Source organism: Clostridium uliginosum, from assembly GCF_900112485.1.
GTDB lineage: Bacteria > Bacillota > Clostridia > Clostridiales > Clostridiaceae > Clostridium > Clostridium uliginosum.
In genome coordinates, this window is the sequence record NZ_FOMG01000028.1 from 17,114 (window position 1) to 43,701 (window position 26,588).

The 26,588-nt window shown below is 27.7% G+C and carries 21 protein-coding genes; 19 read left to right on the forward strand and 2 right to left on the reverse strand.

Features of this window, described 5'->3' with window-relative positions:
- Positions 1-12: 12 nt before the first annotated feature.
- The 8 genes from BM027_RS14790 (at position 13) to wecB (ending at position 11,131) form a co-directional block, all read left to right on the forward strand.
- Positions 13-1,833 (forward strand): NHL repeat-containing protein, encoded by a 1,821-nt coding sequence (locus BM027_RS14790; RefSeq protein WP_090093511.1) that lies wholly within the window; start codon positions 13-15, stop codon positions 1,831-1,833.
- A gap of 303 nt (positions 1,834-2,136) precedes the next feature.
- The gene (locus tag BM027_RS14795) at positions 2,137-2,730 is read left to right on the forward strand and encodes a hypothetical protein (RefSeq protein ID WP_090093512.1); all 594 of its coding nucleotides are present in this window, start codon (positions 2,137-2,139) and stop codon (positions 2,728-2,730) included.
- 215 nt (positions 2,731-2,945) lie between these two features.
- Entirely contained in the window at positions 2,946-4,043 is a 1,098-nt protein-coding gene (locus BM027_RS14800) for a glycosyltransferase (RefSeq protein WP_175560004.1), read from the forward strand.
- Positions 4,044-4,758: 715 nt separating this feature from the next.
- Positions 4,759-4,914, forward strand: a complete 156-nt coding sequence (locus tag BM027_RS14805; RefSeq protein WP_090093516.1) for an XkdX family protein — start codon at positions 4,759-4,761, stop codon at positions 4,912-4,914.
- A gap of 160 nt (positions 4,915-5,074) precedes the next feature.
- Complete coding sequence (locus BM027_RS14810; protein WP_090093518.1) at positions 5,075-7,198, forward strand: alpha/beta hydrolase family protein; 2,124 nt, start codon at positions 5,075-5,077, stop codon at positions 7,196-7,198.
- 280 nt (positions 7,199-7,478) lie between these two features.
- Positions 7,479-8,660 carry a DegT/DnrJ/EryC1/StrS family aminotransferase gene (locus BM027_RS14815; protein WP_090093520.1) on the forward strand — a complete coding sequence of 394 codons (1,182 nt, stop codon included), beginning with the start codon at positions 7,479-7,481 and terminating at the stop codon, positions 8,658-8,660.
- 56 nt (positions 8,661-8,716) lie between these two features.
- Entirely contained in the window at positions 8,717-10,036 is a 1,320-nt protein-coding gene (locus tag BM027_RS14820) for a nucleotide sugar dehydrogenase (RefSeq protein WP_341465532.1), read from the forward strand.
- An 18-nt stretch (positions 10,037-10,054) separates the two neighbouring features.
- Positions 10,055-11,131 (forward strand): non-hydrolyzing UDP-N-acetylglucosamine 2-epimerase, encoded by a 1,077-nt coding sequence (gene wecB / locus BM027_RS14825; RefSeq protein ID WP_090093523.1) that lies wholly within the window; start codon positions 10,055-10,057, stop codon positions 11,129-11,131.
- A gap of 236 nt (positions 11,132-11,367) precedes the next feature.
- On the opposite strand, the gene BM027_RS18950 is transcribed toward wecB, so the two are convergent.
- Positions 11,368-11,469 (reverse strand): IS3 family transposase, encoded by a 102-nt coding sequence (locus tag BM027_RS18950; protein WP_423230338.1) that lies wholly within the window; start codon positions 11,467-11,469, stop codon positions 11,368-11,370.
- A gap of 580 nt (positions 11,470-12,049) precedes the next feature.
- Here BM027_RS18950 and BM027_RS14835 point away from each other — a divergent pair.
- The 8 genes from BM027_RS14835 to BM027_RS14870 all read left to right on the forward strand — a co-directional run bounded on the left by BM027_RS14835 (position 12,050) and on the right by BM027_RS14870 (position 17,428).
- Entirely contained in the window at positions 12,050-13,303 is a 1,254-nt protein-coding gene (locus tag BM027_RS14835; RefSeq protein ID WP_175560005.1) for an FAD-dependent oxidoreductase, read from the forward strand.
- Positions 13,303-14,544 (forward strand): NAD-dependent dihydropyrimidine dehydrogenase subunit PreA, encoded by a 1,242-nt coding sequence (gene preA / locus BM027_RS14840; protein ID WP_423230337.1) that lies wholly within the window; start codon positions 13,303-13,305, stop codon positions 14,542-14,544. The genes BM027_RS14835 and preA overlap by 1 nt, the downstream gene beginning before the upstream one ends.
- Before the next feature lie 292 nt (positions 14,545-14,836).
- Complete coding sequence (locus BM027_RS14845; RefSeq protein WP_090093531.1) at positions 14,837-15,250, forward strand: nucleotidyltransferase domain-containing protein; 414 nt, start codon at positions 14,837-14,839, stop codon at positions 15,248-15,250.
- A 2-nt stretch (positions 15,251-15,252) separates the two neighbouring features.
- Entirely contained in the window at positions 15,253-15,699 is a 447-nt protein-coding gene (locus tag BM027_RS14850) for a hypothetical protein (protein ID WP_090093534.1), read from the forward strand.
- Between the two features lie 72 nt (positions 15,700-15,771).
- On the forward strand, positions 15,772-16,173 hold the full coding sequence (gene mntA, locus BM027_RS14855) for a type VII toxin-antitoxin system MntA family adenylyltransferase antitoxin (protein ID WP_090093535.1): 402 nt from the start codon (positions 15,772-15,774) through the stop codon (positions 16,171-16,173).
- The gene (gene hepT / locus BM027_RS14860) at positions 16,163-16,570 is read left to right on the forward strand and encodes a type VII toxin-antitoxin system HepT family RNase toxin (RefSeq protein ID WP_090093537.1); all 408 of its coding nucleotides are present in this window, start codon (positions 16,163-16,165) and stop codon (positions 16,568-16,570) included. Before mntA ends, hepT begins: the two co-directional genes overlap by 11 nt.
- Before the next feature lie 185 nt (positions 16,571-16,755).
- The gene (locus BM027_RS14865; protein WP_090093540.1) at positions 16,756-17,046 is read left to right on the forward strand and encodes a nucleotidyltransferase domain-containing protein; all 291 of its coding nucleotides are present in this window, start codon (positions 16,756-16,758) and stop codon (positions 17,044-17,046) included.
- Positions 17,033-17,428 carry a nucleotidyltransferase substrate binding protein gene (locus BM027_RS14870; protein WP_090093542.1) on the forward strand — a complete coding sequence of 132 codons (396 nt, stop codon included), beginning with the start codon at positions 17,033-17,035 and terminating at the stop codon, positions 17,426-17,428. The genes BM027_RS14865 and BM027_RS14870 overlap by 14 nt, the downstream gene beginning before the upstream one ends.
- Positions 17,429-17,528: 100 nt before the next feature.
- Here the strand turns inward: BM027_RS14870 and BM027_RS14875 are convergent, their stop codons facing one another.
- On the reverse strand, positions 17,529-18,893 hold the full coding sequence (locus BM027_RS14875) for a DUF2334 domain-containing protein (protein ID WP_175560006.1): 1,365 nt from the start codon (positions 18,891-18,893) through the stop codon (positions 17,529-17,531).
- A gap of 529 nt (positions 18,894-19,422) precedes the next feature.
- Here BM027_RS14875 and BM027_RS14880 point away from each other — a divergent pair.
- From BM027_RS14880 to BM027_RS14890, 3 genes are all read left to right on the forward strand, one after another.
- Positions 19,423-21,123 carry an AAA family ATPase gene (locus BM027_RS14880; RefSeq protein ID WP_090093548.1) on the forward strand — a complete coding sequence of 567 codons (1,701 nt, stop codon included), beginning with the start codon at positions 19,423-19,425 and terminating at the stop codon, positions 21,121-21,123.
- Positions 21,124-22,050: 927 nt separating this feature from the next.
- A complete protein-coding gene (locus tag BM027_RS14885; protein ID WP_090093550.1) occupies positions 22,051-23,853 on the forward strand; it encodes an N-acetylmuramoyl-L-alanine amidase family protein in 1,803 nt (600 codons plus the stop codon).
- 414 nt (positions 23,854-24,267) lie between these two features.
- Positions 24,268-26,523 (forward strand): cadherin-like beta sandwich domain-containing protein, encoded by a 2,256-nt coding sequence (locus BM027_RS14890; RefSeq protein ID WP_242943347.1) that lies wholly within the window; start codon positions 24,268-24,270, stop codon positions 26,521-26,523.
- Positions 26,524-26,588: the final 65 nt, after the last annotated feature.

A 26,588-nucleotide genomic window follows, 5' to 3' on the forward strand; every position in this document is an offset into this window, starting at 1 on the left:
AGGAGAATTAGTATGAAAAAAGTGAAATATTACAAAAGTATAATATATATTTTTCTAGTACTTATTCAAATGTTTAGTATGTTAGCATGTTCAGTTGCAAGTGATACAATAACAAGTAAAATATCCTTTCCTAGAAATAGTTCTGGGAACCTCACTTATTTAAATATAGATAAGAATTTTGAATCAGAAGAAATAGATGAAACTTTTTCAGCTGGCATTACTTTTTATTCAGAAAATGAGGCTTTTTTAGTAGATTACGCATCATTGAAGTCAATTAATATTAAAGATAATAGTTTTATAAATATTGTACCACCTGAAAATTTCGATGTAAAAAGTGAAAAATATGAAAATAAGATATGGAATCCTACAGGAATTTATTTTAATAAAAATACAAACTTATTATATATAGCAAATTATAATGGTCATAATATTTTAGTTTGTAAAGTTAATGAAAATCATAAACTTGAATTAGTAAAGGAAATAACAAATGATCAAATGATTTCTCCTGAAAATGTTGTTACCAATTCAGATGGTACTAAAATTGCTGTTGCTGATTATGATGGAAACGCATTATTTCTATTTGATAATAATGGACAAATGATTTGGAAAAGAGAAGTTCCTTTGGCTCATGGAGTTACATTAGATGAAAATTATGTTTATGCTACAAGTTTAGAGAAAAAATCAGTAGTGAAATATGATTTCTCTGGAAATGAAATTATTGAGAAAGGATCTATAGGGCAAACTGGAATAGCTAAATATATGTGGCCAACATCTATTTTTGCATATGAAAATAATATAGTATTAACAGATGCTCATTCAGGGAGAATAATAATTTTAGATAAAAACTTAAATTATGTGAGTTCTATTGGTGGAAATGGTCCTTCAATTAATGATTTAAATTTTCCATATTCAACAGTAGTACATCAGAATTATATGTATGTAACGGATACATTTAATTCAAGAGTACTAAAATTAGATATGAGTGGAAATTTAATTAAACAATGGTCTCATAAAAGTTTTAGTAAAAATGAAGAAAACAAGACCTTATTGCTACACCCATATAAAGATATACCATATACATATGGAGAAATGAATGATATACCGTCTGAATTATTTAATCCTTTAGTAACGGGCAAAACAGTCGTTAGTAGTTATGCATCAATTGATTTGTATAATAATGATTCTTCACTATATAAAAAGGTATATTTAAGTGATTATGAATGTAATAAATCAGATAACTATGCTGTGCCATTCTTATCCCAAATTTATATTACATGGTGTAAAAAGTATCAATATGATGGTAAAACATTTTTTATATTTGGAAGTCCTCAGAGAACCGGATACTATTACATATTTGATTTGAGTGATGGGATATTTTTTGTGAATTGCTTAAACTCAGCAGATATTATATGGCGTTTGGAAGATAAATTTTATTCTAATAATGATGTTGATAATATGATGAAAACTGTACTTAGTGCATCTAAAGATTCAATAAATAAATTTAATCAATATTGTAATGATGGAATGGATAGAAGAAATGCATATATTAAATCTTTTTGTGAATATTATAATATTATATTTGGTACTCATCTATCAGAAAATGAATTTGGAAAATGGATTGATAAGTCGTTTATAACAGAGTATGCTAAGGAATTTTTAGCAAATTATAGTACAAGTAATACCAATAAAAATATAACTGAAAAATACTTTGAAAATTCAAATAGTTCGAATAGTATAATGTATTTATCAGAAATTATGTTTATTAAAACATTTGGATATAATGGTGTATTAAAAAAAGAATTATCGCTAAAAACAATAGAAAGTACGGAGTAGTATGATGGATATAAATTGGAAAATTCATTAGATGGTGATGCAAACCAATCCATCACAAGTAATTAATTTTAGAAAAAACTATAGAAGCTGATTCTTTTAGTGTGGAAGTTAATAAATTTGTATGTAAACAGAGAATATTACTTAGACAAGTGAGTGCAAAATCAGATTAAAAATAATTGTATTTTATTAAAGGAATTGCCAATTCACCATCATAGTAACTAGATGGTGATAATAATATACTTAATGGTAATTAACTTTTGAAATTACATAATATATGAAATTCAAAATGAGATTAATTTATATGTGAATAAATTAATTGATTATGGTAGTGGACCAGTAATAGAAGGTAGAAATCCTACAGAAAAAGAAATATTAGAATATGGTAATGGACATTGTAGGGAATTTGCTTACTTATTTTCAAAGAAAATAAGTAAGTTTGGTTTTAAGAGCATAGTGATAGATATTCATAGGTTTGATGGTAATGACCATTCTGTTGTTGAAGTTAATGTAATTAATCATAAATATGTTTTTGATCCTACACTAGGGGTATATTATAAAACTAATATAAATAATTTAATTAATAAGAATAAACTTGATATTGATAAAGTAAGAGTAGGTGAATCTACAGCATCATATTTATATGGAGAAGACTTATTTTTTAAAGGCGTGCAGACATATGATGTTTATACTGATGTAAGAGATTATTATGAAATTGATAAAATCACTGATACACTATTTACATCAAAAACTAATATTTCAAGTGAATTACCCTTTGAAAAAAATCAAATTATAAATAATGATGAAGATAAAATACTAGAGATTAATTTTCAAAAAACAATTTCTTTTTATAGGACTAAATTATATTTTAGTGATATGATGGATGATATAAAAAATTAAAAATATCATATGTAGATAATGATGGGCAAGAGATTGTATTATATGATCATGTAGTACCGAAACAGTCATGTTTATTTGAATTTACCAATGATGAAGATATAGAATCTAACAATATAATATATAGGTTTTATATGAATCCAAGTATCAATGTTCCTGATATGGAAAAAATATGTGTATATTAGAAAGAAAATATGTGTGCTAAGAAGGTGATAATTTTGAGTAATATATACATCATCCTCCCCAATGGTTTTGATCCAGATTTAAGAACATTTAAAGAAGCTAAATATCTTGTGTCTAAAAATCATAAAGTTACAATTGTATGTTGGGATAGGGATAATAAGTATAAGGATAGAGAAAATGAAGTAGTTGAAGGAATTGAAATAAAAAGATTTTATCCAAAATCAGAATATGGTACAGGATTTAAACAAATCATTCCTCTAGTAAAATTTATTTTTGAGTGTAAAAAATATTTTAAAAAAGTTAAGGAAAATTACTATTGTCATTGTGCTGATTTAGAAGGAATGATAACTGGTTTTTTATGCTGTTATGGTAAAAGGTGTAAATTGGTTTTTGACATGCGTGAATATTACGAAACAGGAGTTTGGGCTAAGATTAAACGTGTTTCTAAATTTCTAGTTAGATTTTTTCAAGATAAATGCTATAAGGTTATTTACTTAAATGATTTACAGAAAAGTATAGTAAGGCAGAGAAATATGAAAAAATTAGTATATTTACCTAATTATCCAGAAAAGCAAAAATTCATCAACACAAATAAAACAAAAAATGATAAAATTAGAGTATCATATATTGGATATGTAAGACATGAAAAGCAATTATTAGGCCTAATGGAGGCTGCACATCAATTTAATAATATTTATGTATACATATATGGTAGTGGAGTTCTTTATAATAAAATGCTTGAGTATTCAAAGGAGTATGAAAATTGTAGTGTTATGGGCCAGTTTGATCATAATTATGTAGTTGGCATTTATAATAAAACTGACTTATTGTTTTGTGTTTATGATATAAAGGATATAAATGATAAAAATGCATATCCTACAAAATTCTTTGAAGGTATTGTTACAAAAACGCCTATACTTGTTGCTGATAATTCAGTTGTTGCAGATTTTTGTAATCAGCATAATATAGGTTTTGCTGTGAGTACAGATTATAAAGAAAGTCTAATAAAAATTTTTAAACAGATTTCTGAAGATAAAAGCATATTAGAAAAAATGGCTAAAAATGAAGAAGTTATGTCTAAAGAATATTTATGGGAAAATGTGGTTGGAAATTTGGATAACATATATCAATGAAAAGAGGAGTACATACTTTACCATTATTAAAGAGAACTTTTGCAATTCCTATGTTCCTATAAATTAATGATGAAGAAAAAAGAATTGTTGTTAATACAATTAAAATTCTATTTAACTCCATAGATGGAAAGTATTTAATAAAAATAAATTAAGCAGGGGGTGTCGTAATACTACTTTCTAAGTAGTCGTACGATATCACCTTTTATTGTATATGGGATCTAAGTTTTGAGATGTTAGTTTCATGCAAATGGATAATTCTACTTTTAGAAAATAAGAGTCAAAGAATTACTAAATAGATACTCTACTTCCTTTGATAAAATACAGATAATAAGTTAATAAGGAGGTTCTGTGATGACAAAGGAAGTTAGTGAAATAAATTTGGAAGAGATTATGCTTAAATTTTCTACTTACCATGGATTAATAACTCATTTTTGTAAATGAAATAATATTAAACCACATCAATCAATTACGTTACCAAAGAAAGAAGTTACAAAGAGGATATAAAGCAACTTTTCATGCTATAGAATTAAATACAAGGAAATATATTGAATCTGTAATTACTCATATAAATACAAAACAAGTTAAAGATATAAGAAGAGAAATAGGTAAAGCTAACTTAATTATCATTGCAATTATAATTAAGCTGATGGATTATTTGCTAAATAGGCATATTTAATTCAAATAACTGTTAGTAAGTCAGATAGAAGGGTATTAAATGGAACATTCAGTTAATTTTGAATTAATAAAAAGTTATTATGACAACAATTTATATAGTAATGGCAGAGTATGGAATGTAGGTGGAAAAGCTACAGATATTACAGAAGCAGAATATCAAGAAATAACAGGTTTAGCTTATTTCATAAAGATCTAATTTTTGCGTAATAGGGCTATTATAACATTATATTAGTTACATTCTTATAATTAGCTATATATTATGATATAATAAAAATGTTATTTGAGCGTAATAAGCAATTTTAGAGGATATATGTCTAAAATTTAGTAATGATTTCAACATATTAGGGGGAAGTGAAATGAAAAACAATAGAATAACCAGGAGTTTATGTATTTTATTGATCATAATTTTTTTACTTCCAGTAATCACATATGGTGATAATATTTCAAATGAAATTAGTCAGAAAGAAAACATACGTACATATGAGTTAACCAAAAATGCACTAGACAGTTCATCGCAACTTATTAATAAAGATAGTTTAAATACAATGGAATATGATGCACAAGGACATTATGCGTTGGCATATTTATATCTGTATGAAGTAGATAGAGAATACAAATATTTGAAGATGGCAGAACAGATTCTAACTAACCTAACGCTTAATAAAGATATTAATAATGATGGATATACTGGATGGGGGCTTAGATGTGAATGGGATGCATTTAGTGATAAATCAATAAATAATAAAGACACTGTTTATACATATACTACTGCTGTTATTGGAAATGCCTTTGATAAGGCGTACGAAATAACTTTAAATGAAAATTACAGGACTATGGCAAATGAAATTAGAGAAACATTAGTAAATAGCATTGGATATTGGCAGAAAGATAATAATATTTGTTTTTGGTATTCTAACTCAGAACATGATAAAAAATATAAAGTTCATAATGTAAATGCATATTCTATAAGTTTTTTAAGTGAACTTGATAATATAAATAATAATAATAATAATAAAGAGTTAATTGAAAAAGCATTCAATTATGAAGAAATGACTCAACTTAATAATGGTAATTGGTATTATTGTGAAGATTTAAATCCAAAGACAGAAACTGATTTAGTACATTGGGCAATGTCAGGAACAACTTATTATAGACTATTTGAAATGACAAAAGACCAAAGATTTTTAAAAGTAGCTAAAAAGGTTAAAGAAGGTATTATAAGTAAACATATTACTTCAGATTATAATATATTGGATAATTCTACACATAAGTGGGGAGTCGCAGAAACGCTTATATTATTACGAAAAGCTGAAGAAATAGATAAAGATTATACCTTAAGATATGTGATTGAACGTGTAAAAAAGGATATTGATTTGAATGGAGAGTATTTACCTGCTCAGGGTATAAAAATTTATGAAACAGATACTGATTATAATTATAGAACTAATAGCTGGATGGCGTATTCTTTAGCTTATATCAGTTATAGTGATTTTCATGGTAAAACAAATCAATTATCGGATTTGTCATTCAAAACGCTCGATGATTGGAATTTAAATAGAGATAAAATAAAAGAGAAAATTGATGACTTTTTAGGAGACAAGCCACTAATTAAAATAGATTTAGATCCAAAAACCATATTAGTTGAGGATATGGGGACATATACAAGAAATAAGATTTCGTATAAAGTTGATAAAAATGAATTTGTAACAGCATATTTACTTGTTCCTAAAGAACGAAAAAAACTTACTCCAGCAGTTTTAGCCTTACATCAGACCACAAAATATGGAAAAAATGAAGTAGTCGGCATAACTAACAATAAGGAAATGAGTTATGCTGTAGATTTAGTCAATCAAGGTTTTATTGTCCTTGCTCCAGATGCACTATCTGCAGGTGAGAGAATATTTAAAGGATATAAAGAATTCGAATCCAAACCTTTCTACGAAAAGAATCCTAATTGGTCAATGATAGGTAAGGCGATTTGGGATAACCAAAGAGCTATAGATTACTTGATGACATTGGATTTCGTTAACAAAGATAATATTATGGTAATGGGGCATTCAGAAGGAGCTGTTGATTCACTTTTTCTTGCTGCATTTGATAATCGAATTTCAGCAGTAGCATTGAACTGTGGATTATCAACTATAAGTGGTGATCCTAATCCATATAAATGGTGTAGAGATTCATGGTTTATTGCAATGCCACAATTAAAAGAGTATTTTGATTGTGGGGAGATACCTTTTGACTTTCATGAGCTAGTGGCTTTAGTCGCTCCAAGACCAATATTAAGTTTTAGTGCTTCTAAGGATAGCGTTTTTCCATATTATCAAGGAGTATATGAAATAAATAAAGAAGTTTCTAAAATTTATGACCTATATAATAAAAAAGAGAATTTAAATATTAATGTATTTAATGGTGAACATTCATTTCCGGAAAGCAATAAAATAGTAATGTATAATTGGTTAAAGGCACAAGTTAAGTAAGGATAAATTAGTAAAAGGAAAAAAGGGTAAACTGTACTTTGTAAGATAAACACAGAAAAGAGGAGGTGTAGTATGTTTTCGGATTTTAAATTAAGTACAATTTAAAAAGAGGGTAAACATAAAGTCAGGTAAGAGTAAAAGAATTACAGCCTGGATAGTACTAAAAGCCTCTGCTAAAATTACAGATAGCAAGTTAGCTTTTCGATATGCGTGATATTACGAAACTGGAGTTTGGGTCAAGATTAAATGATGAAATATATAAATAAAAAGGAGTATGCATATGTTACCATTATTAAATTTAAAGAGACAATATGAAAATATTAAAGAAGAAGCAAACTTAGCAGCCATAGAGGTACTTGAAAATTGCTCATATATAATGGGGGATAATGTAAAACTATTTGAAAAAGAATTTAGTGAATATTTAGGTGTTAAACATTCAGTTTCAGTTGGAAATGGAACAGACGCACTTATTATTGCACTTAAAGCACTTAATATAGGTGAAGGTGATGAAGTTATTACTACACCATACACATTTTTCGCGACAGCAGAAGCAATATCATTTGTAGGTGCAACGCCTGTTTTTGTAGATGTAAGATTAGACACTTTTAATATTGATGAAAGTAAAATAGAAGAAAAGATTACATCAAAAACTAAGGCTATTTTACCTGTTCATATTTTTGGTCAATGTGCAGATATGGATGCAATTAACGACATTGCTAAAAAGCATAACTTATATGTAATAGAAGATGCATGTCAAGCGGCTGGTGCAGAATATAAAGGCAAAAAAGCTGGCTCTCTTGCTGATATATCATGCTTTTCTTTTTTTCCAACCAAAAATCTTGCCTGTGCCGGTGATGGTGGTATGATTTGTACAAACAATGACGAAATAAATACTATCTGTAGAGCACTAAAGGTCCATGGAAGCGGTGAAATGGGACAAAGAGCATATAATTTTTTAAATGATATTAAAGAAAAGATAGAGGATGAAACTGATAGAGATAATACAATTTATAATCCTAAAAAATATTACAATTATCTTATAGGACATAATTCAAGATTAGATGAGGTTCAGGCTAGTATTTTAAGGATAAAACTTAGACATCTTGATGAATATATTACTAATAGAAGGAAAACAGCAGAATTCTATAAGCAAAATTTAAAAGTAACAGATTTAAAAATGCCTTATGAAGATAAGATAGGAAAACACTCATATCACTTGTTTATAGTACAAAGTGATGATAGAGAAAATATAGTTGCAGAATTAGCAAAACCAGGAATAGCAACTGGAATATATTATCCAGTACCTCTTCATTTACAAAAATGTTATTCTAATTTAGGTTATAAAGTTGGAGATATGCCAAATGCTGAATATTTATCAAAGAGAACTTTTGCAATTCCTATGTTCCCAGAAATTAATAATAAAGAAAAGAATTTTGTTGTTAATACAATAAAGTCTTTATAAATAGAGTATTATTATATATAAAAAATTTCACATTAAGCTATTAAGGAGATTGAATAATGAGTATATATGAAAATTTAATGAAAAAAATTGATGACAGAAGTATAGTTGTAGGTGTTGTAGGCCTTGGTTATGTAGGTTTACCACTTGCAGTTGAAAAAGCTAAGGCTAGATTTAAAACAATTGGTTTTGATGTTCAAAAAGAAAAAGTAGTAATGGTTAATGAAGGGAAAAATTATATTGGTGATGTTGTAAATGAAGATTTAAAACAATTAGTAAATGATAAAATGCTTACAGCTACAACAGATTTTTCATTCATTAAGGATGTTGATTTTATTGCTATATGTGTTCCAACACCGTTAGATGAACATCAACAACCAGATATTAGTTATGTTAAAAATAGTACTATTGAAATTGCCAAGTATTTGAAAAAAGAAACAATGGTTGTTTTAGAATCTACAACATATCCAGGTACAACTGAGGAATTAATTAAACCAATTTTAGAGGAGGGTTCTGGACTTACTTGTGGAGAAGATTTTTATCTTGGTTTCTCTCCTGAAAGAGTTGATCCAGGTAATCTTATATATAAGACAAAGAATACACCAAAGGTTGTAGGTGCTATAGGTGAAAAAGCTGTTAAAGCTATTTCACATATGTATAGACAAGTACTAGAAGGAGATGTTAAAGAAGTATCTTCTCCAGCAATTGCAGAAATGGAAAAAATATTAGAAAATACTTATAGAAATATTAATATTGGTCTTATTAATGAATTAGCAATGCTTTGTAATAAAATGGGGATTAATATTTGGGAAGTTGTTGATGCTGCTCAAACAAAACCATATGGTTTTCAGGCTTTTTACCCAGGTCCAGGTCTTGGAGGACATTGCATACCTTTAGATCCATATTACCTTTCTTGGAAAGCTAGAGAATATGGTTTCCATACTTCTATGATTGAATCATCAGGAATGATTAATGATCGTATGCCAGAATATTGTGTAGAAAGAACAGGAAAAATACTTAATAATCATGGAAAAGCTTTAAGCGGTGCAAAAGTTCTTGTTTTGGGTGTAGCATATAAAAATGATATTGACGATTATAGAGAAAGTGCAGCTTTAAGAGTAATTGAAATATTTGAAAAGAATAAGTCAAAAGTTGATTTCTATGATTCATTTATACCTCAATATAAATATAAAGGAGAAATTAGAAAAGGTATAGAAACTATAAACGAAGATATAATAAAAAGTTACGATGTAATATTTATAGCAGCTGCACACTCGACTGTAGATTATGATATGATTGCTAAAAATGCAAAAGCAATTTTCGACACAAAAAATGCAATGAAAAATATTACAGATAGAACTAATATTGAATTATTATAATTTTTGAGGTGAATAGATGTGAAATTTGTTACAATTATAGGTGCAAGACCGCAATTTGTAAAAGCAGCAGCAGTTTCTAGAATTATTCGAAGAAACCATCAAGAGATATTAGTTCACACTGGTCAGCATTATGATAATAATATGTCTGAAATTTTTTTTGATGAGTTGCATATTCCTAAGCCAGATTATAATTTAGGAGTTGGGTCTGGAAGTCACGCAAAGCAGACTGCTGATATGATGATAGGAATTGAAGAAATTTTATTAAAGGAAAAACCTGATTATATATTAGTATATGGTGATACGAATTCAACTTTGGCAGGTGCAATTGCTGCTACAAAAATTCATATTCCCATTGTTCATGTTGAGGCTGGACTTCGTTCTTTTAATATGAATATGCCAGAAGAGCAGAATAGAATTTTGACTGATAGAATATCAAAATTTTTATTTTGTCCAACTAATACTGCTGTGGAAAATCTTAAAGCAGAGGGAATCACACAAGGAGTCTATGATGTGGGAGATGTAATGTGTGATGCTGTATTGTATTATGAAAAACTCATAAATAAAAATGGCAAAGACTATTATTTTAATAGACTTGAAAAATTGATTGAACATAATAATCCTGAAAGTTGGTACTTAGCTACTATACATAGAGCTGAAAATACAGATAATATTGAAAAAATATATGAGATTTTATCCGCTTTTGAGGAATTTGATGAGCCTGTTATTTTTCCTGTACATCCTCGTACAAAAGAGATGGTTTTGCAAGTAATGAATGAAAATAGTTTTAAAAATACTATTATTACTCAACCAGTAGGATATATTGATATGCTTTTTTATGCTAAGAATGCTATAAAAATTGTTACAGATTCTGGTGGATTACAGAAGGAAGCATATATTTTAAATACTCCATGTGTAACAGTAAGAGATCAGACAGAATGGGTAGAAACTTTGAATGGAAACCATAATATACTTTGTAAGCCTAATAAGAAGGATATTATAGATAAAGTATTTAATACAAAAACAGATATGGAAAATAAGAATAATTACTATGGTAATGGTGATGCATCAGAAAAAATTATTAATTTTCTTAGATAAAGGAGCGAATTAGTATCAAGTATGTTTTAATTGATTATGATAACACAGAAAGATAGCAGTCAGATTATTTATTATGCGATATAGTTGAAAAAACATATAGAATAAGTTTGAAAAATTAAAATTTAATTATAGAATTAAAAAAGATAATGACGTAAAGAAATACTTTAAAATGAAAAATTTGAATTTGTTAGTATTGAATTGCACCCTGCAAGTAGACAGACAAAAAAATAAAAAAGTTATATAGCTAATGTCTGATTTCGATATTTTATTGGAGTCAGACTTTTTAGATTTTTCTGTAATATTTTTTTGTTATAAAATTCTATGTAATCAACATTCACTACCAAATGTAGCTAATCCTGAATTAAGTGAACTTTTAATTAATATTAAATTCTTAATTCAATCAGAGACACCATGTTTTTTTATAGTTACTTCATGTATATAAAGAACTTCTTTTAATAATAAATTTTTCAGCTAAAGTCATAATATTCACATCTCTACACTATATTTTTATTTATATTATATCCTAGTATACTAATTTTTTAAACAAATGTTAATTAATTATCAGCCACTACTTAATTTTCAAAATATTAAAAATATTAAATTTGTAAATATAATTGAAAAAAAATATCATTTTGGGTTATAACAATTTCAAAATGATTAATTTAATAAATTTTATGTGTAAGCGATAACATAATACAAAATATACAGGAAAATAGTGGAATAAGATATGATACAATAAAAATGAGAAAGTGGTATTTAGAAAACAGATTAGTGTTATATATATGTTTTACTAAATATAATACATATATATTATTAAGTCGCATTCAAAAGATAATAGACCGATATACTTGTCTATAGTTTCTTTCATGTGCCTAATCTGAGACTTAGGGAGGGATTATTTTGTATAAAAACAATAACATGAAAAAAAATAATGAAGAAGAAATAAATCCAGTTTTTGCTATAGAGGAAGCCTCAAGGTGTTTATTGTGCTATGACGCACCTTGTTCAAAAGCATGTCCTATAGGAACTGATCCAGCAAAGTTTATTCGTTCACTTCGTTTTAGAAATCTAAAAGGTTCTGTGGAAACGATTAGAGAAAACAACATACTTGGAGGAATTTGTGCAAGAGTATGTCCTACAAAAAAATATTGTGAAGGTGCTTGTAGCAGAACTGGTATAGATAAGCCAATAGAAATTGCAAAACTTCAAAGATATTTAACTGATTATGAAAATGTATTAGGTTTAGAAGTATTAAAGCCAGTGGAGTGTAAAAAAGAAAAAGTAGCTATAATAGGTTCAGGTCCAAGTGGATTAGCGGCTGCAACTAAATTAATTCAATTAGGGTACAAGGTAACAGTATTTGAAAAGAAAGAAAAATTAGGCGGATGGCTAAGTTATGGAATACCAGAAGAAAGATTACCACAAGCTGTTGTGGATAATGAAATTGAATATATAAAAAAATTAGGTGTTGAGTTTAAAACAAATGTCAATGTTGGTAAAGACATTACAATAGAGTCATTGACTAAAGATGGATTTAAATCTTTCTTAATTGCAAGTGGAATGCAAAAAAGTAGAGATGTTGATATAAAGGGTAATAAATTAGATGGAGTTATTAATGGCACTGACTTTTTAGCAGAGGTAAAATCAAATGAAAAATATGAATTAGGAAATAAAGTTGTAGTTATTGGTGGTGGAGATGTTGCTGTAGATTGTGCAATAAGTGCTAAAAATTTAGGAGCTACAGATGTTAAAATAGTTTATAGAAGAACTATAGACAAAATGCCAGCAGAAAGAAAGAGTATTGATGAAGTTATAGATGCCAATATTCCAATATTTACAGGTATTAAGCCAAGTGAGATTGTTGGAGAAAATAATAAGGCATTAAGATTTAAAGGTGTTGGCATGTTTGATGATTCCAACTTAGATATACCTGTTGATAACGTTATCTTTGCAATTGGACAAGAACAAGACAATGTAAGTTCTATAGCAAAGATAGAATTTGATAATAAAGGAATAGTAGTAACAGATGATTATAAGACTAATATTGATGGAGTTTTTGCTTGTGGAGATATAGTTAAGGGAGACAAGACTGTTGTTTATGCACTTAAGTTAGGTAAAGAAGCAGCAGAAAAGATTGATATGTACTTAAATGAGAAAGAAGGTGCTAGATAATGGGTATTATAAAGGATCTATCAATAGATTTTTGTGGGGTAAAATGTGAAAATCCATTTTTTCTATCATCATCACCTGTAGGTAACTGTTATGAAATGTGTGCTAAAGCTTTTGAAGCTGGTTGGGCTGGAGTAATGTTTAAAACAATAGGATTCTTTATGCCTAATGAAGTTTCTCCACGTTTTGATAATTTGAAAAAGGAAGCAACATCATTTATTGGATTTAAAAATATGGAGCAAATATCAGATCATCCATTAGAACAAAATTTAGATGATTTGAGAAGATTAAAAGAAAATTATCCTACTAAAGTAGTGGTAGCTTCAATAATGGGACAAAATGAAAAAGAATGGGAGGACCTTGCAAGACTTGTAACAGAAGCTGGAGCAGACATTATAGAATGTAATTTTTCATGTCCTCAAATGACAAGTCATGATATGGGATCAGATGTAGGTCAAAATCCAGAGCTTGTTAAAAAATATTGTGAAGCAACAAGAAGAGGAACTCATATTCCAATACTAGCAAAAATGACTCCGAATATAGGTGATATGTCAATTCCAGCTATAGCTTCAATTGAAGGTGAAGCAACAGGACTTGCAACTATCAATACTATAAAAAGTATAACTGGTATTGATTTAGATTCAATGACTGCAAATCCTGTAGTTAATGCTAAATCATCTGTTTCAGGATATTCAGGAAAGGCAGTTAAGCCAATAGCACTAAGATTTATTTATGAACTTTCCAAAAATGAAAAGTTAAAGAATGTTCCTATAAGTGGCATAGGTGGAATAGAAACTTGGGAAGATGCTTTAGAGTTTATACTTTTAGGTTCAAGTAATCTTCAAGTAACTACTTCAGTAATGCAATATGGATATAGAATAGTAGAAGACATGATAAGTGGCTTATCACATTTTATGAACGATAAGGGATATGAAAGATTAGAAGATATGGTTGGAATAGCTGTAAAGAATATTATTCCTGCTGAAGATTTAGATAGAGATTATATAGTATATCCACAAGTTGATGAAGAGGAATGCTTAGGTTGTGGAAGATGTTATATTTCATGTTATGATGGAGCGCATCAAGCTATAACTTGGAATGATGAAGAAAGAAAGCCTGAAATAAATAAAGAAAGATGTGTTGGATGTCATTTATGTGCACAAGTATGTCCAGTCTCAGCTATAGGTAAAGGGGAAATAAGATTTAAAAACGGTGAAAAAGAGAGAAAAGTAATTCTAGGGTGACAGTGACGTGTCAGTTCTTAATAAGTGAATCACTTCCTTATTCACAAAAGGCATAGACCTTTGTGTAAATTTATTAGGTACAAGTTTGAAATAATATAGAAATAAATATAACAGATAAGATGAATAGAAAGTCTTATCTGTTTTTTGTTTTAAGAAGATTATATATAGGTTATAATTAAATTAATATATATGTTGCAAATTTAAATGTGTAATAAAAGCGTAAACAACTACTTGATTTATTGAAGACTTCTTATTGCAACATATATACTATGATTTAAAGGTAGTGAATTACATGAAGAAAGAAGAGATAAAAGATTTTAAAATTGATGACACAGATAATATAATTGCTTTAGCTGTTTTTGGTAGCTATAATACAGAAAATTGGTTAGAAAATAGAAGTGATATAGATATATTAATATTACTAAAAGAAAAAAGAGGAGTAGAATTTGAATTTAAACTAGAAGACGAGTTACTTTCAAAGTTAGAAGATTTTTTTTCATATAATAATATGCATATAACTTTCCTATATTTAAATGAATTTGATTCTGATTTAGCAAAATGTTATATAGAAAGTAAAAATAAGATTATTTTAGATTTTAATAAAGAAATTGATTTTAGGCTTTATGTAAATAAATATTTACGAAATAATGAATGGCTTAATAAACTTATAAGACATGATACGGAATTACTAAATGGAGGAAAATAAATATGTCACCTTATTATAAATATAAAAAAGAAAGATTAGAAAAGAAGTTTTATATTGCTAAAGACACACTTGCGTTACTTATAGGTGCAATGAAAGAATTTAATAATACAAATTCTATTTTTTTAAAGCGTTCTATTCTTGGATATTTTCAGGACTTAACAGAATATATAATTGATATGTCAGAGACGTTTTTAGTTATGAATGATAATTATATAGATGGATGCTCAGCAGTAGAATTAGTAAAGAGAGCAAGAATTCATGGCTTTTTAGAGGATTCTTTATGTGATTTTTTAATAAAAATTGTACGACTAAGAAATAGATATACACACGATTATTATAAAAGAGAAGGTGTGGAAGAAGATATTTTTAAATGTTGTTTTTCAGAAATAATGTATCTTGATATATTTTTAGAGGTAAGTGATACAGAAATACATTTAAGAGCAAAGTAATTATTTAAAAGCACTTTAAAGGTCAAAAATTTATTAGATGTTATACTATAGAGTATACAAGGAGGATTAATTTTGGAGATTCAATTAAATAAGGCTATTGAAATTTTAAAAGAAGAATTTAATCCTATAGTGATATATTTATTTGGTTCAGGCGCTAAAAATAAACTTAGAGATGATAGCGATATTGATATTGCATTTTTAACATATAATGCAGTAGATGCTTATGAATGTTTTATGAAAGCACAGGAGTTAGCTGACATTTTTAAGAGGGAAGTAGATTTAATAGATTTAAATACATCATCTACAGTATTTAAAGCTCAAGTAGTTGGAACAGGCAAAAGAATATATTGTAGTGATGATACTAAACGTATGTACTTTGAAATGAGAACTCTTAAGTCTTATGCAATGCTAAATGAAGAGCGTGAAGTTATCTTAAAGAAAATTAAAGAAAGGGGAACTGTATATGGGAAATGATGTGATTTTAAATAAAATTGAAACTATTGAGAGATGCTTAAATAGGATTAAAGAAGTATATAATAACAATCCTGAAAACTTAAATGATTATACAAAGCAAGATTCTGTAATTTTAAATATACAAAGAGCTTGTGAAGCTGCTATAGATTTAGCTATGCATATTGTATCTGAGAAAAATTTAGGAATACCACAAAATAGTAGAGATTCTTTTGAAGTACTTAATGCTAATAATATAATAGATGATTCATTAAATAAAAAAATGAAATCAATGGTAGGATTTAGGAATATTGCAGTTCACGATTATAAAACTTTAAGTTTAAAGGTTGTACAAGTTATTATTGAAAATCATTTGAAAGATTTTAATGATTATATTTATTGTATAAATAAGTTATTGTAGTGTCTGTTTTAAGTAAATAGTTTATAGGATATAATAGTTATAAGAATATAGTTTATTATTGGAGGTGTCTATGATGGATGAATTTAAGGATATAAGATGGAAACAAAGATTTGAGAATTTTAATAAGGCATATAAATGATTATAGAAAAGTTATATACACTAGATGATATTTTGAGGTGAATATTTTGAATTTAAAGGATGAAATAGTAAATGAAATAATAACTATATCAAAAAAGTATGAAGTAATTAAAAAGATAGCTCTATTTGGTTCTAGGGCCAGGGGAGATAACTCATTAAAAAGCGATATAGATTTAGCTATATATTCAGATGGTAACATACTTGATTTTATTTATGAAATTGAAAACAATACAAGTACTTTATTAGAATTTGATTTTTCTGATATGAATAAAGTAACGGATTCTATATTTATTGAACAAGTAGAAAAAGAGGGAATAATTATATATGAGAAGTGTTGATTTTAAATACATGAACTTAAAAAAAGCATATGCTAAATTGCAAGAAGTAAGTGATTTATATGATGGTAATAATGAAATAATTAGAGATAGCCTCATCCAAAGATTTGAATTCACATATGAACTTACACATAAAACTCTTGGAGAAGCTATGAAATATTTAGGTATTACTCTTGAAAATTCCTTTCCAAGAACTATATTTAAGAAAGCTTATGTAAATAATTTGATTTCTGATGATATGGTTTGGATACACTTATTGGAGGATAGAAACTCAACATCTCATATTTATAATGAAAATCTTGTAGATGAGGTTGCAAAGAGAATAGTAAGTGATTATGTTAAAGCTATAGGAGAATTAATTGATAATTTAGAAAAAGTATTATAATAGAAATAATTATAGGGACTATACTCATTTAGATGTTCTTAAGTCTAATTCTTTAGCACACTGAACAATATCAACACGGTTTTAAAACATAGCTTTTTGTTTACTTAAGACTTGTTACATCAATCATTTTAAAGCCCTTTTCTTGTAAGATAGCTATTAATTTTTTTAATGTTGAATTATCGTTATAAGTAAAGGTTGGCAAGCCTTTAGAATCCTCACTTAATGAAATAAAGTTATTTTCTAATCTAGGATGATAAAATACGCTTCCCATTTTAGAAGTATCAGCCTTTTTAATTTTAGCTAAAGCAGTAGCTTCTTTACCTTGAGCAATATAGCCTAGTGGAGTTGAAATATAATAAGAAGAATTATTATAAGGACTTAATTGAGGCTTAGTTAAATCTGCTTTATCGATGCCATTATCATTAAATGGATAGTAAAGTATTTTAAAATATTTTTCTGCAATCTTATTTTGCTCTGGAGTTATTTCATAATGTGGAACTTCAAAGAAGTCTATTGGTATATCTAAATAAGAGGCAGTTTCAATAGCCTTTGTAATTTTCTCTTTAAACACATCAACTGAAGGTTCAAATTTACCAAATTCAAATCCAATAGCTGATTCATGATTTCCACATTGATGAGTATATCCATGAAGACCTATTATTCCATTATGAGTTTTAAAATAATCTAAAGTATAAACCATTTCTGCAAGCTCAAAATTATTTTTAGTTATAGGGTCATTATCAATATTATGCTTAGGATTTATATACCTTGGAATCCAAGCAATATGATAAGAAACCTTTTTTTGATTCATGTAACTAGCAATTATACGAAGATTTTCAAAGTAATATTTATCATAAGGCTCAGAGCTTAAACATATATCTTCAAATCTTATGAAACCTATCTGAATATCTTTAGAATTATAAGGAGTAACATTGTCCATATTAACACCATTTGTTTTGAAATTAATTATTTTGTTATCCTTATCCCACCTAGTATATAAATTAAGCATATTAGCAAGGTCAGAAAATCCAAGATAATAAATGTGATCATCAGTTATAAGTTTCTCTTTTAAAGTAAAAGTTTTATCTGGACATTTAACAGTGTTGTCTAATGTGTTAATTGAATAATTAGAGCCATTAATTTTTAGATTCAATGAATTTTCACTTTTTGCACTGTCTCCATTTAAATCTGAGATAATTTCATTTAAAGGGAAATAATATCTATTTTTATTAAGATATATTGGCAAGGTAAAGTTTAAAGTTTTACCATCAATTTTAAGGCTTACATTATCTTTTGGCATATCAAAACCATTAAAGTTAGAATAATCGGTATCAAGTTTATCACCAATTTGAGAAGAAGACTTATTTGAAATTTCTTTGTTGTTATTTACTTGAGCTTGGTTATTACAACCTACTAAAAAAATTATAATAAGTAATAAAAAAATATACTTAAATCCTTTATTTATCATTAGTAAATCCTTTCTATATGCGTATTTTATAGTAAATTACTAGTAAGTCGAAATATGATAAATAATTACTATGCAAGACTAGAAAAGTTGCACTAACAGTTTCTAACGTTTTAAGTTGCATCCATTAGAGATTGTTCCAAAGACAAGCTTTTGACAATCACATAATGGAACAACTTGAAACGATGAAACAGTAAGTACAATTTTTCAATGCTTACTACGCAATTATTTATCATATTTCTTTGATACTGATAATTTATAGTAATTTTCTAGATTAGTAATGGTAAATAGAAATATGGCAAGTAATTACTATGAAAAACTAGAAAAAAATTGCATTAATAGTTTCTAATACTATGTAATATACATATATATTGTGTTGAATTAATTAGCAATATTCTTAAAAGAGATTTTAAATATGTCTAATTGTAGTTTTTGTTTTAAGTAAATAGTTTATAGGATATAATAGTTATAAGAATATAGAATATAAGCCATTGAAAAGAAGAATTTTCAAATATGGGAGGCGAGTATTATAAAAAAGAAACTACCAATTGGAATAGATGATTTTAAGACATTAATAGAAGAAAATTATTATTTTGTAGATAAAAGTTTACTTATTAAAGAATTTATAGATAATTCAGCTAATGTAATTTTAATTCCAAGACCACGAAGATTTGGTAAGACATTGAACATGAGTATGATAAAGTATTTTTTTGATATAAATATGAAAGAGGAATCAAGAAAATTATTTAAAGGATTAAATATTGAGAAAGATAAGCAAATTCTAAAGTTTCAAGGTGAATATCCAGTTATATTTATTACACTTAAGGAATTAAAGAGCGATAGCTTTGAAGGCTTTTTAAATAAACTAAGGCTTATAGTATCAAAAGAATTTTCAAGACATCAAAATATAATAAATAATGAAAAGCTTAATGAAAGTGATCTTTCATATATAAAAAGAATTATAACTGGGATAGCAAGCAAAGAGGATTTAGAATTTAGCATCATTTCTTTAACTGAATTATTTTTTAAATATTATAATAAAAAAGTTATATTACTTATAGATGAGTATGATGTTCCAATTCAAGAAGGATATATGAATGGTTACTATAATAAAGTAATAAGTTTTATGAGAAATTTATTAGGGGCAGGGCTTAAAGGTAATTTGTATGTAGAAAAAGCAATGTTAACTGGAATACTTAGGGTTGCGAAAGAAAGTATTTTTTCAGGACTTAATAATTTGGAAGTTGATACAATAATTAAAAATAAATTTAGTGATAAGTTTGGTTTTCTGGAAAATGATATAGATCAAATTTTATCGTATTATAAAAAAGATGAAACAAATAAAGAAAAAGATATGCTGAAAGAATGGTATAATGGCTATGTTTTTGGAAATAATGTTATATACAATCCATGGTCAGTACTAAATTATATTGATAATTATGAAGAAGGATTTAAACCATATTGGATTAATAGCAGCGAGAATATTTTAGTTAAGAAAATTCTTTCAAATGGTGATGAAGAGATAAAGAAGGAATTTCAAGATTTAATAGAAAATAAATCTATTGAAAAAGTCATAGACGACAATATAGTAATGGGAGAAATTGAAGGTTCAAGTGAAAGTGTATGGAGCTTTTTACTTATGACTGGATACTTAAAAGTAACTAAAAAGGAAAATATAGAAGGAATCTTACAGTGTACTTTAGAAATCCCCAATAAAGAAGTTTATATATACTTTAAAAACATGATATTAAAATGGTTTGATGATAGTCTAAGTATGTTAAAGTATAAAAATATGCTTGATGCTTTAATAAATGGAGATATTGAAAATTTTGGCTATATTTTTAAAGAGTTTGTTATAAATAATTTAAGTTATTTTGATATTTCAGGGAAAGAGCCAGAAAAAATTTATCATGCTTTCGTACTTGGAATGTTAATTTCACTTTCAGATAATTATGAGGTTAAATCAAATAAAGAAAGTGGATATGGAAGATATGATGTAATGATAATTCCAAAGAATAATTTAAAAAATGGAATAATAATTGAGTTTAAAAAAATAAATGAATTCTCAAAAGAAACAATTGAAGAAGGAATATCTAAAGCTCTAAAGCAAATTGAAGATAAAAAATATGAAACAGAACTTTTAAATAAAGGTATTAAAAATATTATAAAACTTGCAATTGTATTCAAAGGTAAAAATGTAGAAGTAACACAAAAAAGCAAAAGCTATTGATAACAAACTAAGAAATTAACAAATTGAAGATACAAATATGCTGATGACAACCTAAATTACTATAGAAAGAACAAGGGTCTGTCTCATAATACGAATCATTTAATGATATGATGTATATTCAAAAAAAAGAAATAGAAATAACATTTGTGGAAGAAGCATTGAAAAATAAGCTTAGAGTTTCTTCATTTGAAATTGTTCCATAAATGATTGTCCTAATGCATATTAGGAGCAATCTTTTATGGGTACAACTTTAAATGTTAGAAACTCTTAGCTTATTTTTCTAGTCTTCTTTAATAAATGTTATTTCTATTTCTTTACTATTACTTCACTTGGTAATTCAGAGACAGCCCCTTGTATGATTAAGCCATATCTTAGTTACATTCAAAAAAGTAATAGACTTGTATACTTATTCATTATTTTCTTTCATGTACCTTAATTAGAAATATTTATACATTTTTTTAATACTTTCAAAAAAAGGTACCTAAAGTTAATTTTATATTTGTACTATATGACAAAGAGATTTCATGGAATTATAAACCACTACTAGGAAATTAAACTTAAAAACCAAATTAATAGAACATATATAACATTATGTCATTAAATGATTTTTAAACTCAGATGGAATTTATTTATAAAAAATATTATTCTTCATAATAAACATTTATAAAAAGTTATTTAGTAGTATATATATTTATTTTTCACTTAAAACTGAAAACTTATAAATACTAATTACTGGATAAATTTTGGTTGACATGAAGAAAGTTTTTGATATAATGATAAAAGTAGGTTTAACAAGAAAAATAAACCAAGTTAAATAAAGTTAAATGTGCAATAATGTTCATGGATAGTCAATATCTAACTTTACAATAATATGTAGTGATGGTATAATTTATCATGAAATTAGAAAAATTAGGAGGGAAAGAAATTATGTTTAAAAGAGCAAATAAAATGACAGCTTTATTAGTAGCTGCCGCAGCAGTAGTTTCATTAGTTCCAGCTACTGGAGTTAATGCAGCAGACGTAAAGAGAATAGAATCAAAGGATGGTACTGTTTATAACGCACAAGCTTACAAAGATGGATCTTTCGTTATTGACGGAGATGTTGTTAAAGAAGATAATGATGAAGTTTACTTCTTAAAAGATGGTAAATACACTCCATTACAAGATTTAGATTCAGGAGATGATTTTGAAGGAGTTAAATCTGCAAAATACCTTGAAATGCAAGGTGGAGATTACTTTGTTGATTTAACAAACGGTAAAGTAACAGATGATAACGTTAGAGAAGATAATGCAGATGATGCAGCTTCAGCTTTAAGAAAGAACGTTAAAAAAGATACTGATGGAAGATATAAGGAAGATTCTTCATCAAGTAATGGCGTTTATGGTTCTGAAGCACTTCCAAATTTAGACAATGCACAAATTGAAGGTTCTAAATATGGTGATACTTGGTATAAAACTAAATATGCTGATAAAAAGATAACAGGTCTTGAATATAATGTATATGCTGATGCAAAAGGAAAATACATTGATGCTGACTACAATATAGGTAAAATTAAAGTTGAAACTGTAACAGGATCTTCAGTTACTTTAAAGAATACTGATGCAGATAAGCTTAAAGAAGATGAAGATACACAAGCAGCTGTTACCGTTATAGGCACACTTACACAAGATTCAAAAAACATTTATAGAAAAGCAACTATAACTGTTACAAGTAAAGAAAATATAGCTCAAATAAACGGAGTTAATATATATCAAGAAGATAAGAATGGTAAAGAGGTAAAAACTGTTTTCACAGATGCTTCAGAAAATGCGATTACTAAAGCAAATGCAAAATCTACAAAAGTAGTAAAATTTGATGTTATTCAAAAGATATCAAAAGAACAAGCTTCTGATGATATTGACGGAGCTAAATATGCTAAGACTGTAAATACTTATATAATATCTAAGGATAATGGAGAAGAACCAAAATCAGGAGATAAAAATGAAATGTTAGCTGGAACTGGTGTTGAATATACTGTAGCTGACGGAAAAATAGTTGCATATGATAAAACTAATAAGAAGGTTCAAGCTATAGAATTAAAATCAAAGAGTTCATATTACTATACAGATGTACATGATTTCAATGATGATGAGATAGAAGCTCTTGATACAGATGTAGATGGAAACTTATGGATGGTAGATGATGGATTCGTTTATAAATTTGATAACGATGAAGATTGGGATAAAGTTTATAAAGTAGATGGATCAATGAATAAATTATCAGTTTACAATAAAGACAACATGGTTATTTGGAGCGATAAGGATAAGGATGATGAAGTTTATTCTATAATCGGAGCTAAAGACAAAGAAGATGAAAAGCCAGTTGTAGCTACTAAAGGATGGGTACAAGCTACTGATGGTACTTGGACTTATGTTAATGAAGACGGAACTAAGGCTACTGGTTGGTTAAACTTAGCTGGAACTTGGTACTACATGAACGATAACGGAGTTATGGCTACTGGCTGGAAGATCGTTAACGGAACTTGGTACTACTTAAATGATTCAGGTTCAATGGCTACTGGCTGGAAGAACGTTAGTGGTACTTGGTACTTCTTAGAACCATCAGGTGCTATGAAAACTGGATGGTACAAAGATGGTGATACTTGGTATTACTTAAACGCTAATGGTTCAATGGCTGCTAACACAACTGTTGATGGATGTAACCTAGGAGCTAACGGAGCTTGGATTTAGATAAAATCTAACTTCATATAAAAAAGGATGAGTTTTACTCATCCTTTTTTTATTGGCTATGTTTTAATATAGTGTTGATATTGTTACATTTTTGTTCAGTGGGCATTAGAATTAGACTTTTAGAACTCTTAATGAGTATTGTCACATTAGTTGCTTGTCCGAAGCTTGTCTTTGGAGCAAGCTGAAATGGGACTATATTCATTTAGATGTTCTTAAGTTTAATTCTTTAGCCCACTGAACAATATGTAACAATATCAACACGGTTTTAAAACATAGCCTTAATTTAAATAGATTAAATTTTTCACAATAAATACTTTAGTTTTTTCATATATATACGATAATTAAATATTGTGGAACTTTTTGATTAAACCATTAAGAGAGGGGAGGAATATTGTCAAAAAAAGAAAATTTATTTTGGCAATTAATAAAAAGATGAAAATGAATTTTAAAAGGGTGATTTCACAGCTGTTAATATTTGCTTTGATGATAACAACTGTGCAAATTGGAAATATAAAAGGAGCTAATGCGATAGATTTGGATCTTGGATTTACTGCAAGTAGCAATGGTAATAATATAGCTATAAATAAAATAGATTCAAACTACCAAACTGATGAAATTGATATGTCTGTATCTACTATTAATATAAAGTCAAGTGGTACTTCATATTATAAGATTGAAGAAGTTACTTCAAGTTCTAGTGGGGTTACAGTTATTAACTCAGGAAGTGGTTCAAATACTTCTGCTAAAATTGTAATAACTCAATATAATGACTTTTATGCAACAATAAAAGTAAAAGATTTAGGTACTAATGAAATTAAATCTTATAATGTAAAGTTTAAATTTTCAGAAGATAATTCTGATGCATTTAAGTTTGATACGATTGATGTTGCTTGTGGAACTGGATATTCTACACATATAGGTGTAGATTATAAAGATAGTGATCCAGATACTGGGGATTATGCTTTATCTAACCTTCCAGATAATATAGATAATGTTAAGGTATCTATATTAGATGCAAATGCTAAGCCTATAACATCAGGAGTCCAAATAACAATGAATGGTAGTTCAAGTAATTTTAAATTAGTTGGAGGAGATAATAAGGTAATTATAAAGAGGACTGTTAATGGACATACGAAAGTATTTAATTTAATACTTTCTAAAAAAGGAAGTGCAACATTAAAGTCATTAACAGGGGTAACACTTTCACCAAGTTTTAATTCAGACACAACTGAGTATACAGTTAATGTGCCAACTACTCAAACTACTGTAACTTTAAACCCAACAGCAACAGATAATAGTTCTACTATAAAGGTTAATGGAGTCATTGTAAGAAGTGGAACTAACAGTCAAGCTATTTCATTAAAAGAAGGTAGAAATAATATTGTTGTTAAGGTTACTACGCCAGATGGACAAGCTAGTGCTTATAATGTTGAAGTAAATCGTGCTGAAGCACCAAGAAGTTCATGTTTAAAATCATTAACTATAAATTCTGCACCTCTTGCACCAGGCTTTAATAAGGATACATATGAGTATACTTCAAGTGTTGATAATAAAGTTACTGCAGTAACAGTTACTCCAACAGCAGAATTTGCTACTTCAACTCTTAAAGTTAATGGTAAGAGTGTTGCAAATGGAGGTACTACAGGATTTATTAGCTTAGATGAGGGATCAAATGATATAGATATACAAGTTACTGATGTAAAAGGAGATACAACTGATTATAAGGTTACTGTAACAAGAAGATATGGTAAGGATAATGTAAGACTTGGAAGTCTTAAGACTACAGAGGGAACTTTATCTCCAAAGTTCGATCCAGAAACTTATCTTTATACAGTTAAGGTAGATAGAGCTGTTTCAAAGCTTAAAATTGTATTTGCTGCACAAAACGATAAGGCAGTTGTTAAAGTAGAAGATAAGGAGTATGCAAGTGCTCAACAATCAGATTATATAGATTTAAAGATTGGTGCAAATCTTGTAAATATTAATGTAGTAGCTGAGGATAAAAAAACTACAACTAATTATAAGGTAAGCATAATCAGAGATAAGGTAGAAGCTGTTAATGAATGGGTTCTTGCTGGAGATGCATGGACTTTTTATGATGCAACAGGAACTCAAGTTAAAAATAGATGGGTTAAGTATGATAATAACTGGTATTTTGTAAATGTAAGTGGATATAGGGAAGAAAACGGATGGATTTTAGAAAGTAATAAGTGGTACTATTTAAATCCAGATGGAACTATGAAAACTGGTTGGTATAAGGGGAATGGGTACTGGTATTACCTTCAAGGTGATGGTTCTATGAAAAGTTCCGGCTGGGGTCAATACGATAAAGAATGGTATATGCTTAATGAAAATGGAATGATGCAAACAGGATGGATTTTACGTGATGGATACTACTATTATTTACAAGATAGTGGAGTTATGAAAAAGGGCTGGCAATATTATGATAAGAACTGGTATTATTTAAATGATGACGGAACTATGAGAAGAGGTTGGTTATATACTGGTAAAGAATTCTATTATTTAGATTATTCTGGATATGCGAAAATGGGATGGCAATATATTGATGGTATATGGTATTACTTTGATTATTCTGGAAAAATGAAGACAGGAAATTTATTCTTAGATGGAAAATGGTACTATTTAAATTCAGATGGTTCTTTACAATAATAAGAACATATATTAAAAACACACCGATTATGGTGTGTTTTTTTTCTTTAAATGAAGAAATAAAG

Excerpts from the sequence above, each read along its gene's own strand:
- BM027_RS14790 (WP_090093511.1), top strand. The coding sequence starts at position 13 with ATGAAAAAAGTGAAATATTACAAAAGTATAATATATATTTTTCTAGTA.
- BM027_RS14805 (WP_090093516.1), top strand. The coding sequence starts at position 4,759 with ATGGAACATTCAGTTAATTTTGAATTAATAAAAAGTTATTATGACAAC.
- BM027_RS14810 (WP_090093518.1), top strand. The coding sequence starts at position 5,075 with ATGAAAAACAATAGAATAACCAGGAGTTTATGTATTTTATTGATCATA.
- BM027_RS14815 (WP_090093520.1), top strand. The coding sequence starts at position 7,479 with ATGTTACCATTATTAAATTTAAAGAGACAATATGAAAATATTAAAGAA.
- BM027_RS14820 (WP_341465532.1), top strand. The coding sequence starts at position 8,717 with ATGAGTATATATGAAAATTTAATGAAAAAAATTGATGACAGAAGTATA.
- BM027_RS14835 (WP_175560005.1), top strand. The coding sequence starts at position 12,050 with ATGAAAAAAAATAATGAAGAAGAAATAAATCCAGTTTTTGCTATAGAG.
- preA (WP_423230337.1), top strand. The coding sequence starts at position 13,303 with ATGGGTATTATAAAGGATCTATCAATAGATTTTTGTGGGGTAAAATGT.
- BM027_RS14845 (WP_090093531.1), top strand. The coding sequence starts at position 14,837 with ATGAAGAAAGAAGAGATAAAAGATTTTAAAATTGATGACACAGATAAT.
- BM027_RS14850 (WP_090093534.1), top strand. The coding sequence starts at position 15,253 with ATGTCACCTTATTATAAATATAAAAAAGAAAGATTAGAAAAGAAGTTT.
- hepT (WP_090093537.1), top strand. The coding sequence starts at position 16,163 with ATGGGAAATGATGTGATTTTAAATAAAATTGAAACTATTGAGAGATGC.
- BM027_RS14870 (WP_090093542.1), top strand. The coding sequence starts at position 17,033 with ATGAGAAGTGTTGATTTTAAATACATGAACTTAAAAAAAGCATATGCT.
- BM027_RS14885 (WP_090093550.1), top strand. The coding sequence starts at position 22,051 with ATGTTTAAAAGAGCAAATAAAATGACAGCTTTATTAGTAGCTGCCGCA.